At 65.3% G+C, this 15,007-nt stretch carries 12 protein-coding genes and 1 pseudogene; 2 read left to right on the top strand and 11 right to left on the bottom strand.

Annotated features, from left to right (window positions below; all coding sequences use genetic code 11):
* Positions 1 to 190: 190 nt before the first annotated feature.
* On the top strand, positions 191 to 754 hold the full coding sequence (gene petA, locus ATB98_RS25705) for a ubiquinol-cytochrome c reductase iron-sulfur subunit (protein ID WP_066878902.1): 564 nt from the start codon (positions 191 to 193) through the stop codon (positions 752 to 754).
* Positions 755 to 914: 160 nt separating this feature from the next.
* Here petA and ATB98_RS25700 read toward each other — a convergent pair whose 3' ends face one another.
* From ATB98_RS25700 to ATB98_RS25650, 11 genes and pseudogenes are all read right to left on the bottom strand, one after another.
* Complete coding sequence (locus ATB98_RS25700; protein ID WP_066878904.1) at positions 915 to 1,856, bottom strand: phosphatidate cytidylyltransferase; 942 nt, start codon at positions 1,854 to 1,856, stop codon at positions 915 to 917.
* Positions 1,857 to 1,864: 8 nt separating this feature from the next.
* Positions 1,865 to 2,476 carry a lysophospholipid acyltransferase family protein gene (locus ATB98_RS25695; protein WP_066878899.1) on the bottom strand — a complete coding sequence of 204 codons (612 nt, stop codon included), beginning with the start codon at positions 2,474 to 2,476 and terminating at the stop codon, positions 1,865 to 1,867.
* A complete protein-coding gene (locus tag ATB98_RS25690; protein WP_066878897.1) occupies positions 2,473 to 3,138 on the bottom strand; it encodes a CDP-alcohol phosphatidyltransferase family protein in 666 nt (221 codons plus the stop codon). The genes ATB98_RS25695 and ATB98_RS25690 overlap by 4 nt, the downstream gene beginning before the upstream one ends.
* A 77-nt stretch (positions 3,139 to 3,215) precedes the next feature.
* A complete protein-coding gene (locus tag ATB98_RS25685; protein WP_066878895.1) occupies positions 3,216 to 3,908 on the bottom strand; it encodes a response regulator in 693 nt (230 codons plus the stop codon).
* Positions 3,905 to 6,601 (bottom strand): sensor histidine kinase, encoded by a 2,697-nt coding sequence (locus ATB98_RS25680; protein WP_066878893.1) that lies wholly within the window; start codon positions 6,599 to 6,601, stop codon positions 3,905 to 3,907. The genes ATB98_RS25685 and ATB98_RS25680 overlap by 4 nt, the downstream gene beginning before the upstream one ends.
* 18 nt (positions 6,602 to 6,619) lie before the next feature.
* Complete coding sequence (gene kdpC, locus ATB98_RS25675) at positions 6,620 to 7,189, bottom strand: potassium-transporting ATPase subunit KdpC (RefSeq protein WP_066878891.1); 570 nt, start codon at positions 7,187 to 7,189, stop codon at positions 6,620 to 6,622.
* A 2-nt stretch (positions 7,190 to 7,191) separates the two neighbouring features.
* Positions 7,192 to 9,234: a potassium-transporting ATPase subunit KdpB gene (gene kdpB, locus ATB98_RS25670; RefSeq protein WP_066878888.1), complete on the bottom strand. Its 2,043-nt coding sequence runs from the start codon at positions 9,232 to 9,234 to the stop codon at positions 7,192 to 7,194.
* A gap of 11 nt (positions 9,235 to 9,245) precedes the next feature.
* A pseudogene (gene kdpA, locus ATB98_RS25665) lies at positions 9,246 to 10,467 on the bottom strand (potassium-transporting ATPase subunit KdpA); the annotation flags it as partial.
* A gap of 1 nt (position 10,468) precedes the next feature.
* Positions 10,469 to 11,001: potassium-transporting ATPase subunit KdpA (locus ATB98_RS30280; RefSeq protein WP_327197944.1), on the bottom strand; the 533-nt coding region annotated here is incomplete at its 3' end.
* A gap of 82 nt (positions 11,002 to 11,083) precedes the next feature.
* Positions 11,084 to 11,170, bottom strand: a complete 87-nt coding sequence (gene kdpF, locus ATB98_RS30620) for a K(+)-transporting ATPase subunit F (protein WP_066878887.1) — start codon at positions 11,168 to 11,170, stop codon at positions 11,084 to 11,086.
* A 311-nt stretch (positions 11,171 to 11,481) separates the two neighbouring features.
* Complete coding sequence (locus tag ATB98_RS25650; RefSeq protein ID WP_066878883.1) at positions 11,482 to 12,657, bottom strand: AI-2E family transporter; 1,176 nt, start codon at positions 12,655 to 12,657, stop codon at positions 11,482 to 11,484.
* A gap of 480 nt (positions 12,658 to 13,137) precedes the next feature.
* Here ATB98_RS25650 and ATB98_RS25645 point away from each other — a divergent pair, with 480 nt between their 5' ends.
* Complete coding sequence (locus ATB98_RS25645) at positions 13,138 to 14,838, top strand: long-chain fatty acid--CoA ligase (RefSeq protein ID WP_066878881.1); 1,701 nt, start codon at positions 13,138 to 13,140, stop codon at positions 14,836 to 14,838.
* Positions 14,839 to 15,007 lie beyond the last annotated feature (169 nt).

Genomic DNA, 15,007 nt, shown 5'->3' with positions numbered 1-15,007 from the left:
AAATCCTGCCGAAATCCGCCAAAAAATCGCACCAACCGCGATGGCTTGCGGTAACGCAACACGATTTTCAGCAGCCTGTTAAGGACAAAGACATGCTGCAATTCAAAGGGCTACGGCGACCGTTGCGCGTGTAGAGCCATCCTGACGGGAGTCGCCGGCGGGCGACGATGCCGCTTTCATTGGGTCCGACATGACCGAGAGCGTTGAAACAACCCCCGCCGCGGAGCCGACGCGGCGCGATTTTCTCTATCTGACAACGGCGATGGCCGGCGGCGTCGGGACTGTGGCCTTCCTCTGGCCGTTCATCGACGCCATGCAGCCCTCGGCGGATGTCGCGGCGATGGCGGCCGTGGAGATCGACCTGGCGGGTATCGCGCCCGGTCAGCGCGTGACGATGAAATGGCGCGGCAAGCCCGTCTTCATCTTTCATCGCCCCGCCGAGATCGTCGCGCAGGCGCGCGCGGACGACGACAGTCCGGACCTGATCGATCCGGCGCGCGACAGCGACCGCGCCGTGCGTCCGGAATGGCTGGTGCTGGTGGGCGTCTGCACCCATCTCGGCTGCATCCCGCTCGGCCAGAACGAAGGCGATTCCCGCGGCCCTTACGGCGGCTGGTTCTGCCCGTGCCACGGCTCCATCTACGACGCCTCGGGGCGCGTTCGGAAAGGCCCGGCGCCTCGCAATCTCGAGGTTCCACCCTACAGCTTCCTCGATGACCAGAGGCTGCAAATCGGAGAAAGGGTCACCGGCTAGAGCATTTTGCAGTCAGGTGGAATCACCTGACGTCGCACAAATGCGGGCGAAAACAAACAGATGGAGCGGCAGCGCGAACGCATGTGAGTGCATCCCGCTCTAGGGTGGCGCGGCCGGCGCTTGACCGGCCGCCGCTGCCATCAGAGCCGAGCCATCGCCCTCACGTAAAGAAATAGCGCGTCAGGTGAAAAAACACCGGTGCGGCAAAACTCAGCGAATCCATGCGGTCGAGCACGCCGCCGTGGCCGGAAATCATCGTGCCCCAGTCCTTCACCCCCATCGAGCGCTTCACGGCCGATAGCGCCAGGCCGCCCAAAAAGCCCATGGCGACGATGGCGAGGGCCATGGCGGCCGCCTCGATCGGCGTGAACGGCGTGATCCACCAGAGGCCGGCCCCGGCGGCGACGGCGGAGAGGCCGCCGCCGATGAGGCCTTCGACGGTCTTCGAAGGGCTGATGGCCGGCGCCACCTTCGTCCGGCCGATGAGCTTGCCGAAGACATATTGCATCACGTCGCTGAACTGCGCGACCGTGATCAGGAAGAAGAGCAGCAGAAAACCCTCGCGCGGGCGGCCGGGGATGTCGAGCGTCAGCAGCGCCGGCGCATGGCTGATGCAATAGACGGTCAGCATCAGGCCCCATTGGATGCGCGAGACGCGCAGCAGGAACTCACCGGCGTCGCCCTTCAGCGCCGCAAGACTCGGAAGCAGAAGGAAGCCGTAGACCGGGATCAGGATCGTGAACAGCGCATACCAGTCGATCGCGATCAGCCAATATTGCAGCGGCAAGAGGAGGTAGAAGGCGGCAACCAGCGGCAGATGGTCGGCGGCCCGCGTCGGCGTCAGCGAGACGAATTCGCGCAGCGTATAGAAGGACGTCAGCGCGAAAAGCACGAGCGTGACGCCGCGCCCGAGCGCGAAGCTCGCCGCAAAAATGGCGATCATCACCCACCAGGCCTTGATGCGGGCATTGAGGTTGTCGATCGTTGCCCGCCCGCTTTCCGACGTTGCGCGCCGCGACAGCGCGAAGCCGATCAGCGAGGCTATGACGAGGAGGCCGCAGACGCCGCCGAAGAGAATGAAAAGCTTGTCGCTCAAAGACATGGCCATGCTCATCCGACCGGATCCGACGCGAGTGCCGCGACCGCCGTGCGGGCCCGCTCCAGAAAATCGTCCTTGTCTTCTCCCGTTTGGCGCGCGACCGGCGGCCCGAAGCGGACCGTGCAACTGATCGGGACCGGCAGGAAGGTGCCCTTCGGAAACGCGCGCGAAGGATTGTCGAGGTAGGTCGGGATCAGTTCCACCTCCGGAAACTCCTGCGACAACCAGTAGAGCCCGCTCTTGAACGGTCCGGGCAGGCGCTCGCTGCCGCGGGTTCCCTCCGGGAAGAGGACGAGCGACTCGCCCTCCGCGAGCACGCCGCGGAGCGGCGCGAGTGCCGCCCCGGGCGGCCCCTGCGTGGACCTGTCGATGAGCACGGCGTTGAGCACCTCGAGGGCGATGTGGCGCCGCACCCTGCCCTTGCCCCAATAATCCGCCGCGGCGATCGGATGGGTGACCGCGCGCAAGCCTCGCGGCAGGGCCGACCAGATCAACAGCGTGTCGAGATGGCTGGCGTGATTGGCGAAATAGATGCGCTGGCGCGTCTCCGGCGACGCGCCGATCCAGAGCGCCTGCCCGCCGACGAGAAACCGCGTGAGGCCGATCAGCACGAGGTCGATCACCGCGTCGGCGCTCCCGTGATGCGCGCGACGATCGCGCTCGTGCGCGTCGCGCAGGTGAGAAGCGCGCCGATCAGGAGGATCCAGGCTGCGAGATAGAGCACGAAACGGTCGGCCGTCAGCAGCGCCTCGCCAAAGGCAAGGAGCGAGGCGACGCTCATCAGCGCCATCCGGTGCTGTTTCGCCATGGGCCCGCGAAAATCCTGGGCTTGGCCGAGCGAGCCGCCGAAGACGCGCACATAGGCCGTCAGCGCTGCGGCGAGCGCCCCCGCCCAGCCGAGCCAGCCGGCGCCAGCGGCATAGCCGAGCGCGACGATGAGCACCGTGTCGGCGACCCGGTCGGGAAATTCGTTGTAGAGCGCCCCCACCGGTGAGCCGCGCCCGCCCTCGACCGCCACCATGCCATCGAGCAGGTTACACAGGAGACGCAACTGGATGCCGGCGAGCGCCGCGAGAAAGAGGAGCGGCCGGTGCTGCGCCCAATAGAGGGCCGCGGCTCCGGCCGCGGCAAAGGCGATGCTGAGGAGGGAAATCTGGTTTGGTGTGATCGACGTCTTCAGAAGAAGCGCTGTCAGCCGCCGCGCGAAGCCGCTGTCGCGCGCCTTGATCGGGCGCCGATCCGCACCCGGCGTTTCCGCGTCTCCGCTGTCGGGAGCGACACTCATCTTCTTGAAACCGGCCCCTCGAAATTTATGATTGCACTTTGCCTTAAAACAACTTGGAAACAAAGGCCATATGGCGCTCAATCGTCATCGCCGACGAAGCGGTAGCCGACGCCGGGCTCGGTGCGGATGATCTTCGGATCGGCCGGATCGCGCTCGACCTTGCCGCGCAACTGCCCGATGAATACACGCAGATAATGCAGGTCCTCGCCATGCGCCACGCCCCAGACGGAGGTCAGCAGCGATCTGTGGGTGACGACACGGCCGGCATGGCGGGCAAGCATCACGAGCAGGTCATATTCCTTCGGCGTCAGCCGCAGGACCTCGCCGTCGCGGGTCACCACGCGCTTGACCATGTCGATCGCGAGGCCGTCGGCGGAGAGTTGCGCCTGGACGCCCTCCATCTGGATGCGGTGGCGCAGCGCCGCGCGGATGCGCGCCGTCAACTCGCCGATGCCGAAGGGCTTCTCGATATAGTCGTCGGCGCCGAGATCGAGTGCGGCGATCTTTTCGCTCTCGCGATCGCGCGCGGAGAGGATGATGATCGGCACCTTGGACCAGGCGCGGAGACTGGCGACGACGTCCTTGCCGTCCATGTCGGGCAGGCCGAGATCGAGGATGATGACGTCGGGTGCCGCCGTCGCCGCGGTCTTCAGCGCCTGCGTACCGGTCATCGCCTCCACCACCTCGTAACCCGCCGCCCCGAGGGCCGGACGCAGGAACCGCTGGATCTGCGGCTCGTCGTCGACCACGAGAATACGCTCAGCCGTCATTCCCGCTCCTTCCCGGAAAGGTTGGTATCGGCAGCCGGAAAACGCATGGAAATGCGCGTGCCCCGCCGCCTGATCGCCGGGCTCTCCGCCTTGATCTGTCCGCCCATCGCCTCGACGAGACCCTTCGCTATCGAGAGGCCGAGCCCCGTTCCGAGCGAACCGCCATCCGGCTTTCCCTTGCGGAAGAACTTGTCGAACACATGCTCGAGATCGGCTGGAGCGATCCCCTTGCCGAGGTCGGTGACCGAAAGAACGATCTCGTCCTTCTCCCGCCGGGCGTAGATGCCCACGGGTTCGTCGCCGCCGAACCGGTTGGCGTTGTCGAGCAGGTTGAAGAGAACCTGTCCGAGGAGCACGCTGTCGCCACGCATCAGCGGCAGGTCGGCCGCAACACTCGTTTCAAATTCGCGGCCGGGAAAATACTTCCGTGCCCGCTCGACGGCGGAGCGGATGACATCCGCGATATCGACCCAGTCGTGCTTGGCATTGACCGTTCCGGCCTCGATGCGCGTCATGTCGAGCAGGTTGGCGACGAAGCGCGTCAGCCTCTCGCTTTCTTCCTCGATCGACTCTAGCAGATCGTCCCGACTTTCCGCCGGCATCCGGTCGCCGAGCTGGCGCAGGCTCGTCACCGCTCCGGTGATCGTCGCGAGCGGCGTTCTCAGATCGTGAGACAGGGAGGAAAGCAGGGCACCGCGGAACTTGTCGCCTTCGAGCTGGGCGGCCTGCTTGAGACTTTCGCGCGACAGCCGGGCACGATCGACGGCGATCGCCGTCTGGTCCAGGATCGCGGCAAGCGCCCGCTCCTCATTTGCTTCCAGCGGTTTGTCCTGCTGAACGAAGCCGCAGACTCCCGCGACGCCATGCGGCGTCACGAGCGGCCTGAACTGAAATGGGCTGTTCGGCAGCGTGCCGGTGTCGTTGCCCGCCGCTTCCTTCTTCTCGAAGGTCCAGCGCGCGGCCATCATGTCGCTGACGCCGAGTTCGGTGTCCGGCGGCCAGGCAGCCCCCAGCGCGATGTCGCCGTCTTCGGGCAGGAGCAGAACCGCATTGCGCCGCAGCGTCGACTGTATCTGGGAGACGGCCGCCCAGAGAACATCCTCCACCCTGGCGGTGCCGGAAAGCTTGCGGGAGAAATCATAGAGGGCCTGTGTCGCCGCCGCCCGGCCGGCTGCCGCCTTGGCCTGTTCGCGAACGCGCGATGCGAGACCGCCTGCAAGCGCCGCGGCCGCCAGGAAAACGAACAGTGCGAAAACCTCGTGGGGCTCCGCGACGGTGAACGTGCCGACCGGATCGATGAAGGAGAAATTATAGGCGAGAACGGAAAACAGCGCGGCCGCGACGGCCCCGGCGTAACCGGCATAGACGGCCGAGGCGAGCACCGCGAGCAGGTACAGCAGAGAAATATTCTGCAGGACGATGAAGCGCTCGATCAGCAATCCGAGCACCGTCGCCAGCCCCGTCGTGCCGGCGGCAATGGCAAGCGCCCGCCAGAAACGTTGGGGTAGCGCCGGCTTTTGCCGTCCTGCCGGTCTTGCGGCCGGTTCGTCCCGATCGGTGACGAGATGAATGCCGATTCCCGAAGTCCGCGCGGTGAGAGCGTCGGGCAACGAGCGGCGGAAGAGCCGAAGCGGGAAACGGTGACGCGTGGCGCCGATGACGATCTGTGTCACGTGCTCGCGTCTCGCGAGCTTCAAAATCTCCTCGACGAAATCGCTGCCAACGATGCGGCGCGTCTCGGCGCCCAGCAGTTCGGCAAGGCGGAAGGTGTCATCGAGCTGTCGCATCGCCTCCCGATTGCCCGCCTCGTGGTCCGCGCGCTCGACGGAAACGACGATCCAGTCGGCGTTGAGGCCGGAAGCAAGGCGGCTTGAAGTCCTCACCACCTTTTCCGACAGCGGGTCCGGACCGATGCAGACGAGCAGCCTTTCCGCAGCCGGCCATGGCCCTTCGATGGCGTTCTGCCTGAGGTAATCGACCATCTGGTCGTCGACCCGGTCGGCCGTGCGCCTCAACGCCAGTTCGCGCAGCGCCGTCAGGTTGCCGAGCCGGAAGAAGCGATCGATCGCCCGCTTGGCGCTTTCCGGAACATAGACCTTGCCCTCCTTCAGCCGTTCGATGAGCTCCGCCGGCGGCAGGTCGACCAGCAGCACGTCGTCGGCACGGTTCAGCACGGTGTCGGGGATGCGCTCACGCACGGGAACGCCGGCGATCTGGGTGACGACATCGGACAAGCTTTCCAGATGCTGGATATTGAGCGCAGTCCACACATCGATGCCGGCGTCCACCAGCTCCTCGATATCCTGGTAGCGCTTGGGATGCCGGGCTTCGCCAAGATTGGTGTGTGCAAGTTCGTCGACGACGATGACGCGGGGGCGGCGGGCAAGCGCCGCGTCGAGATCAAATTCGCAAAGCGTGCGGCCGCTATGGACGACCTCGCGGCGCGGCAGCACCTCCAGCCCCTCGAGCAGACCCGCCGTCTCGGCGCGGCCATGCGTTTCCACCAGTCCGATGACGATATCGACGCCGTCTTCCCTCAGGCGTCGCGCACGCATCAGCATCGCGTAGGTCTTGCCGACGCCGGGCGCAGCGCCGAGGAATACGGTCAGCTTCCCTCTGCCACCCTGTTCCGCCAGTGCCAGCAGGGCATCAGGATCGGGGCGGCGCGTGTGGTCGCGGTCGTTCTCGGGCATCAACGTCTCGAACTTGGGTCAGGTCCCGGACGCGTCCAGGGCGAGGTTCAGTTTTAGCACACTGACACGCGGCTCGCCTATGAGCCCGAACAGTCGAGTTTGCGTCGTCCGTTCAACCAGGTTTGCCACATCCGCTTCCGATAGGCCCCGCGCGTGGGCGACGCGCGCAATCTGGGCTTTGGCGAACGCGGGCGAGATATGCGGGTCGAGGCCCGATCCCGACGCCGTGGCGGCATCTGCGGGAATCTCGCCCATGACGCCAGCAGCGCGAAGCCGTTCAGTGTCGGCGGCCACGCGGTCCTTGAGCCTGACGGAGGTTGTGCCGAGATTGGAGCCGCTGGAGGCGCCGGCGTTGTAGGGTTCCGGACCGGTCGCCGAAGGGCGCGGCCAGAAGTATTTGTCCGAAGCGAAGTTCTGGCCGATCAGATCGGAACCGATGACGACGCCGTCCTTCCGGATCAGGCTGCCATTGGCCTCGGCCGGCATCAGTGCCTGCGCCACGCCGGTGATCGCGAAAGGGTAGGCCAGGCCGGTAATGACCGTGAAAGCCAGGGTAAGAACAAGTGCGGGGCGAAGTTGCTTGAACATGATCACACCAGAACGAGGGTGGAGACGATGACATCGATGAGCTTGATTCCGAGGAAGGGCAGTACGAGGCCGCCGAGGCCGTAGACCAGCAGATTGCGGCGCAGGAGCGCCGCCGCACCGACCGGGCGGTATGTGACGCCCTTCAGCGCCAACGGAATGAGGGCCACGATAATCAGCGCATTGAAGATGACGGCCGAGAGGATGGCAGACTGCGGTGAGGCGAGGCCCATGACGTTGAGCGCGCCAAGCGCCGGATAGGTCGCCACGAACAGCGCCGGGATGATAGCGAAATACTTGGCAACGTCGTTGGCGATCGAGAAGGTGGTGAGGGAGCCGCGCGTCATCAGCAATTGCTTGCCGATCTCGACGATCTCGATGAGCTTGGTCGGGCTCGAATCGAGATCCACCATGTTGGCGGCCTCGCGGGCGGCCTGCGTTCCGGTCTGCATGGCGACGCCGACATCGGCCTGGGCGAGCGCCGGCGCGTCATTGGTGCCGTCACCGCACATGGCGATGAGCCTGCCGCCCGCCTGCTCCTTGCGGATATAGGCGAGCTTGTCCTCCGGCGTCGCTTCGGCGAGGAAATCGTCGACGCCCGCTTCGGAGGCGATGGCTGCGGCGGTGATCGGATTGTCGCCGGTCACCATGACCGTGCGGATGCCCATCGAGCGCAGTGCCGCGAAGCGCTCCTTGATGCCGGGTTTGACGATGTCCTTCAGGTGAATGACGCCGAGCAGCCGGGGGCCGTCAGCGACAGCGAGCGGCGTGCCGCCGGTGCGGGCAATCCGGTCGACCGCCTGGCGGAACTCCGCGACGACCTTGTCATCGGAGAGGCCGGCAAATTTCAGGACCGCGTCTACCGCCCCCTTGCGCAGCCGGCGTCCGGCATGGTCGACGCCCGAAAGCCGGGTCTCGGCGGCGAAGGGCACGACTGCATCCATTTGGGCAGCGGGTACCGGACGGCCGAACTCGCCGGTCGCGAGTGCCACGATCGAGCGGCCTTCCGGCGTCTCGTCCGCGAGGCTCGCAAGCAGCGCCGCATCCGCCAGCTCCGTCTCGGTGACGCCCGGCACCGGCAGGAAGTCGCTCGCCATGCGATTGCCGAAGGTGATGGTGCCGGTCTTGTCGAGCAGGAGGGTATCGACGTCACCCGCCGCCTCGACGGCACGGCCGGATGTGGCGATGACGTTGAAGCGCACCAGCCGGTCCATGCCGGCAATGCCGATCGCCGACAGGAGCCCGCCGATGGTCGTCGGGATCAGGGTGACGAGCAGGGCCGCAAGCACGGTGACCGAGAGTACGGTCGCGGAATAGCCGGCAAGGCCCCAGAGCGTGACCACGGCGATCAGAAAGATCAAGGTCAGACCGGAAAGCAGGATCGACAGCGCGATTTCGTTCGGCGTCTTCTGCCGCTGCGCCCCCTCGATGAGGGCGATCATGCGGTCGACGAAGGTCGAGCCGGGCGCGGTCGTGATGCGGACCTTGATCCAGTCGGAGAGGACCTGCGTGCCGCCGGTGACGGCGGAGCGGTCGCCACCCGCCTCGCGGATCACCGGCGCCGATTCGCCCGTGATCGCGCTTTCGTTGACCGAGGCAACGCCTTCGACGACTTCGCCGTCACCGGGGATCAGTTCACCGGCCTCGACCAGCACGACGTCGCCGACCTTCAGCATGCTGGCGGCGATCTCCTTCGTCTCTCGGCCCTCCGGCGAAAGAAGCCTGTGCGCCGTCAGCTCCGATTTGGTGCGGCGGAGGAAGTCCGCCTGCGCCTTGCCGCGCCCCTCGGCGACGGCTTCCGCAAAGGTGGCGAAGAGTACGGTGAACCAGAGCCAGGCGGCGATCTGGCCGGAGAAGAGCGGGCTGCCGCCAGCGGAGACGAGGTCGCGGACGAAGAAGAGGGTCACCATCGCCGCCACGACCTCGGTGACGAAGATCACGGGGTTGCGCACGAGCTGGCGCGGGTCGAGCTTGACGAAGGCAGCCTTCGTTGCCGGCAGGAGGATTGTGGGGTCGATGAGGCGCGGAGCCAGAGGTTTCGTGGACATCCTGGTTTCCTTCAGAAGGTCTGGCCCGAAAGCATCGCGAAATGCTCGATGATCGGGCCGAGGGCGAGCGCCGGGAAGAACTGCAGCCCGCCGAGAATGAGGATGATGCCGATCAAGAGGCCGACGAAGAGCGGCGTGTCGGTCGGGAAGGTGCCCTTGGATGCCGGAACGCGCGTCTTGGCGGCGATCGAGCCGGCGATCGCGAGCACGGGGACGGCATAGGCGAAACGGCCGAGCAGCATCGCCACGCCAAGCGTCGTGTTGTACCAGGGCGTATTGCCCGTGAGCCCACCGAAGGCCGAACCGTTGTTGCCGGCGGCGGAGGTGAAGGCATAAAGGATCTCCGAGAGCCCGTGCGGGCCGGGAGTGCCGACGCTGGCAACGGCGGAAGGCAGCACGGCGGAAACCGCCGTGAAGCCGAGGATCGCGGCCGGCAGGACGAGCACCGCGAACATCGCATATTTCATTTCGCGCGATTCGATTTTCTTGCCGAGCAGCTCGGGCGTGCGGCCCACCATCAGGCCGGCGACGAAAACGGCGAGGACCGCGAAGACGACCATGCCGTAAAGACCGGAGCCGACGCCGCCCGGCAGGACCTCGCCGAGCTGGATCAGGAACATCGGAACGAGGCCGCCGAGACCGGTGAACGAGCCGTGCATGCCGTTGACGCCGCCGTCCGAGAGACCCGTCGTCACCACCGCATAGAGCGCCGTCATCGCCTGACCGAAGCGAACCTCCTTGCCTTCCATGTTGCCGAGCGCCGGATCGAGGCCGAGCGCGGTCAGGATCGGGTTGCCGGCCGCCTCGGCCCAGTAGACCACTCCAACGCCCATGATCAGGAAGGCGAAGGTAACGGCGATGAAGGCCCAGCCCTGGCGGCGGTTGCCGACGAGCTGACCGAAGGTGTAGAGCAGCGCCGTCGAGAGCGACAGCATGGCGAAGATGTTGAGGTAGTTGGAAAGCGCCGTCGGATTTTCGAAGGGATGCGCGGCATTGGTGTTGAAGAAGCCGCCGCCGTTGGTGCCGAGCTGCTTGATGGCCTCCTGGCTGGCGACGGGGCCGAGCGCGATCGTCTGCTTCGCGCCCTCGAGCGTCGTCGCCTCGACGGAGGCATTGAACGTCTGAGGCAGCCCCATGGCCACGAAGATGATCGCGACGAGGGCCGCGACCGGCAAAAGCACGTAGAGGGTCGCGCGGGTGAGATCGACCCAGAAGTTGCCGACCGCCGAGGCGNGTCGCGCGGGTGAGATCGACCCAGAAGTTGCCGACCGCCGAGGCGGCCGAGCGGGCGAAGGCCCTCGTGACCGCGAGGGCAAGGGCGATGCCGCTCGCCGCCGATACGAAATTCTGCACCGTGAGCCCGATCATCTGGCTGAAATGGCTGAGCGTCGTCTCGCCCGCATAGTTCTGCCAATTGGTGTTGGTGACGAAGCTGACGGCGGTGTTGAAGGCGAGGTCCGGGGGGACGTTGCCGAAGCCCTGTGGGTTCAGGGGCAGGTAGGCCTGGAGCCTCAGGATCGCGTAAAGGGAGACGACGCCGACCATGCTGAAGGCAAGCATGGACAATGTATAGGCGAGCCAGCCCTGCTCCCTCGCCGGATCGACGCCGGCGGCCGCATAGAGCCCACGCTCGACGGGAGCAAGGATGGGCGAGAAGACGTTGCGCTCGCCGGAAAAGACCTGCGCCATATAGAGCCCAAGCGGCTTGGCGACGATCAGGACCGCGAGCAAGAGCAGGCTGATCTGCAGCCAGCCAATAGCAGTCATGGGAAATACTCCGATTCAGACGGGTCGGAGCGGGATGCGGGCGAAACGCCGCGCACTCGCCGCTCCGCTGACGATGAGCGGGTCAGAACCGCTCGGGCCGGACCAGCGTCACGACAAGGTAGGCCGCGAGCGCGAGCGCGACGGCGAGGCCGATGAGAGCTTCGAGCATTGAACCCTCCTGGAGCATTTTGCAGTCAGGTGGAATCACCTGACGTCGCACAGATGCAGCAAGAACAAACAGGTAGAGCGGTGGCGCGAACGCATGTGAGTGCATCCCGCACTAGAGCCGGCCGAGCGCGCGGGCGTAGAGCGCAAACACGGCGAAGCTGCCGACGCCGATGGCGAGAAAAAGAAGATCGGACATGTGCATTCTCCGAATGTGTCGGTCATCCGGATGATGCAGCCGTGGCGCGTCAAATATCGATTGGAATGCTTCGGCTACCGCATAAGGAAAAGATAAAGAGGCGCCGGCGCCGGTCATCACTTCGCGGAGATGTCGACCCTCGAGATGGGGTTCACCGTCGGCTCCGGCTGGCTCGTCACCTCGTGGAGCCATTCGCGCCAGATCGCGACGAGCAGCGCCATGAGCACCGGGCCGACGAAGAGGCCGAGGAAACCCATGGTCTTGACGCCGCCGATCAGGCCGAAAAAGGTCGGCAGGAAGGGAAGCTTGATCGGGCCGCCGACGAGCTTCGGCCTCAGCGTCTTGTCGACGATGAAGAGCTCCGTCGTGCCCCAGGCGAAGAGCGCCACCCCGGCCACCGGCGAGCCGCTCGCGACGAGATAGATCGACACGAGGGTGAAGCTCAGCGGTGCGCCGCCCGGCACGAGCGCCATGATGCCGGTGATGATGCCGAGCGTGACCGGCGAGGGCACGCCCGCCAGCCAGTAGGCGACACCGAGCACGATGCCTTCGCCGATCGCGATGATCCCCATGCCGGTCACCGTCGAGCTGATCGTCAGCGGCACGACGCGCGAGAGCCGTTCCCAGCGCATCGGGAAGATGCGCTCGCCGAGATGGTCGAGCTGCCGGGAGAAGGACTGGCCGTCGCGGTAGACGAAGAACAGCGTGATGAGCATGAAGAGGAGCGTCAGGAACGACTGGAAGGCGGAGGCGCCGATCACCAGCACGCCGCGATAGATATTGCCGATATTGGAGCCGCTGACGAGCTGCACCAGTTCGCCAAGCGCGCCGGGATGGCCGATATATTTGACCCATTGCTCGCCGAGCCAGGGGCCGGCGATCGGGATCGTCGTGACCCAGCCGGGGACCGCCGCGCCGTTGGCATTGGCTTCGACCGCCCAGACGAGCCAGTCGCGCACCTCGTCCACCGCATAGGCCGCGGCGATCGAGATCGGCACGACGATGAAACCGATCACGGCGACGATGGCGATCGTCGCCGCAAGGGTGCGATTGCCGTTCACCGCCTGCAGCAGCCGCCGGTAGACCGGCCAGCTCGCAAAGCCGATGACGACGGCGGCCAGCACCGGCACCACGAAGCCGTGGAAGAAATAGACGCCGGCGAGCAGCACGAGGACCAGCAGCCAGCGGGCGGCCGAAATCGGCAGGACGAGGGCGGAGCGCGAATGGGCCGGCTGCCCGAAGAGCCGCGGCTCCACGGGAGGGTTTTCTCGTTCACGATTGCCCAATTGCACCTGTGGTCCTCCGTATCTTCCGACCTTACAGCAAACCGATAGGCTTGCCAGCCCGTCATGCTGCCTGACACGCCGTTTTCGGCGGAATGATGGTCTTTGCCTTCCGGACGCGTGACCCATACCCGCCAGCGCCCGAACGGTTCCCCGTCTGGAGCGGAATGCACTCACATGCGTTCGCGCCACCGCTCTTTCCGTTTGTTTGCCGCATTTGTGCGACGCCAGATGATTCCGCCTGACTGCAAAATGCTTTAGCGGATGAAGATGACACGGAGCTTGTCGGTGGACGATCCGCGGGCGGACACCCGAAATCCGGGCATGCATCGGGAACGCGGATTATTGACGTTTACGTCAAGGTCATATAATCGGAAATACGGCTTGAAGACGTGCTGCAAAAGCAGCATCTTCGACGGAGAGGAAGATCGGGAGGGATTTTCTTCGCCGTGATGACGGCCGTTCATTGGCGACCAGAGGAGGAAGGTCATGGCGGAAGCGAGCACGCAGCAGGTGGGTTCCCACACAGGCAGGATCTGGCTCAAATCCTATCCGCCGGGCGTGCCGGCCGAAATCGCGCCGCTTGCCTATAGCTCCATCGGCGCGTTCTTCGACCATGCGGTGGCGCAGCATTCCTGGCGCCCCGCCTTCACCTGCATGGGCAAGTCGCTGACCTTCCATGACCTCGACACGCATTCGGCCCGGATCGGCGCCTGGCTGCAATCGCTCGGGCTGGCAAAGGGCGACCGGGTCGCCGTAATGATGCCGAACATCCTGCCAAACCCGGTCATCGTCTACGGTATCCTCAGGGCCGGTTTCACCGTGGTGAACGTCAATCCGCTCTACACGCCGCGCGAACTGGAGCATCAGCTGGTCGATGCCGGCGCGAAGGCGATCTTCGTGCTCGAGAATTTCTCCCACACGGTCGAGCAGGTGATCGCCCGCACGGCGGTCAAGCATGTGGTGGTCGCCCGCATGGGCGACATGCTCGGCCTCAAGGGCGTGATCGTCAATTCCGTCGTACGCCACGTCAAGAAGCTCGTTCCCGCCTGGTCGCTCCCCGGGCATATTTCCTTCAGGACGGTTCTCTCCAAGGGCGCGACGCTCCCCTTCACCAGGCCCAACGTGATGCAGGGGGACATCGCCTTCCTGCAATATACCGGCGGCACGACCGGCATTTCCAAGGGCGCTGCGCTGACCCACGCCAATCTTCTCTCCAACATGGCCCAGATGGCGCTGTGGCTGGAAACCGCCTTTCAGCGCAAGCCGCGCCCGGAAAGCCTCACCTTCATGTGCGCGCTGCCGCTCTACCACATCTTCGCGCTGACGGTGAATTCGCTGATGGGCCTTGCGACCGGCGGCAACAACATCCTGATCCCCAATCCCCGCGACATTCCCGCCTTCGTCAAGGAGCTCGGCAAGTACAGGACGAATATCTTTCCCGGCCTCAACACGCTGTTCAACGCGCTGCTCAACAATCCCGAATTCCGCAAGCTCGACTTCTCGTCGCTGATCCTGACATTCGGTGGCGGCATGGCCGTGCAGCGGCCGGTCGCCGACCGCTGGCTGGAACTGACCGGCTGCCCAATCCATGAAGGCTACGGCCTCTCGGAAACCTCGCCCGTCGCCACCGCCAACCGCCTCGACACCGACCATTTCACCGGCACCATCGGCATGCCGCTGCCCTCGACGGAGGTCGAGATCCGCGACGAGGAAGGGCACAGGCTGCCTGTCGGCGAGGTCGGCGAAATCTGCATCCGCGGTCCGCAGGTGATGGCCGGCTACTGGAAGCGCCCGGAGGAGACGGCGAAAGCGATTGCGCCGGACGAATTCTTCCGCACCGGCGATATCGGCTTCATGAATGCCGACGGGCTGACGAAGATCGTCGACCGCAAGAAGGACATGATCCTGGTCTCGGGCTTCAACGTCTTCCCGAACGAGATCGAGGAGGTCGCGGTCACACACCCGGGCATCCTCGAATGCGCGGCGATCGGCATCGCCGATCCGCATTCCGGCGAGGCGGTCAAGCTCTTCGTAGTGCGCAAGGATCCGAACCTCACCGAGGAGGAGGTCAAGCGCCACTGCGCCCTGAACCTCACCAATTACAAGCGGCCGAGATATGTCGAGTTCCGCGACGAACTGCCGAAGTCGAACGTCGGCAAGATCCTGCGCAAGGACTTGCGCGGGTAGCGGCATTGGTGCCGCGGGAATGCCCCTCATCCGGCCTGCCGGCCACCTTCTCCCCGCTTGCGGGGCGAAGGAGACGCGCCGCGCCGTCCTAGGCTCAGGACTCATTAATCGAGATAGAAGCAGCATGTTGCGGCGATGAGGATAGCTGAGAAGAAGGTGTGGGCGCATC

The organism is Sinorhizobium saheli, from assembly GCF_001651875.1.
Taxonomy (GTDB): domain Bacteria; phylum Pseudomonadota; class Alphaproteobacteria; order Rhizobiales; family Rhizobiaceae; genus Sinorhizobium; species Sinorhizobium saheli.
The sequence above is the reverse complement of the archived record's forward strand: the minus strand, read 5'-3'. Positions and strand labels throughout refer to the sequence as shown.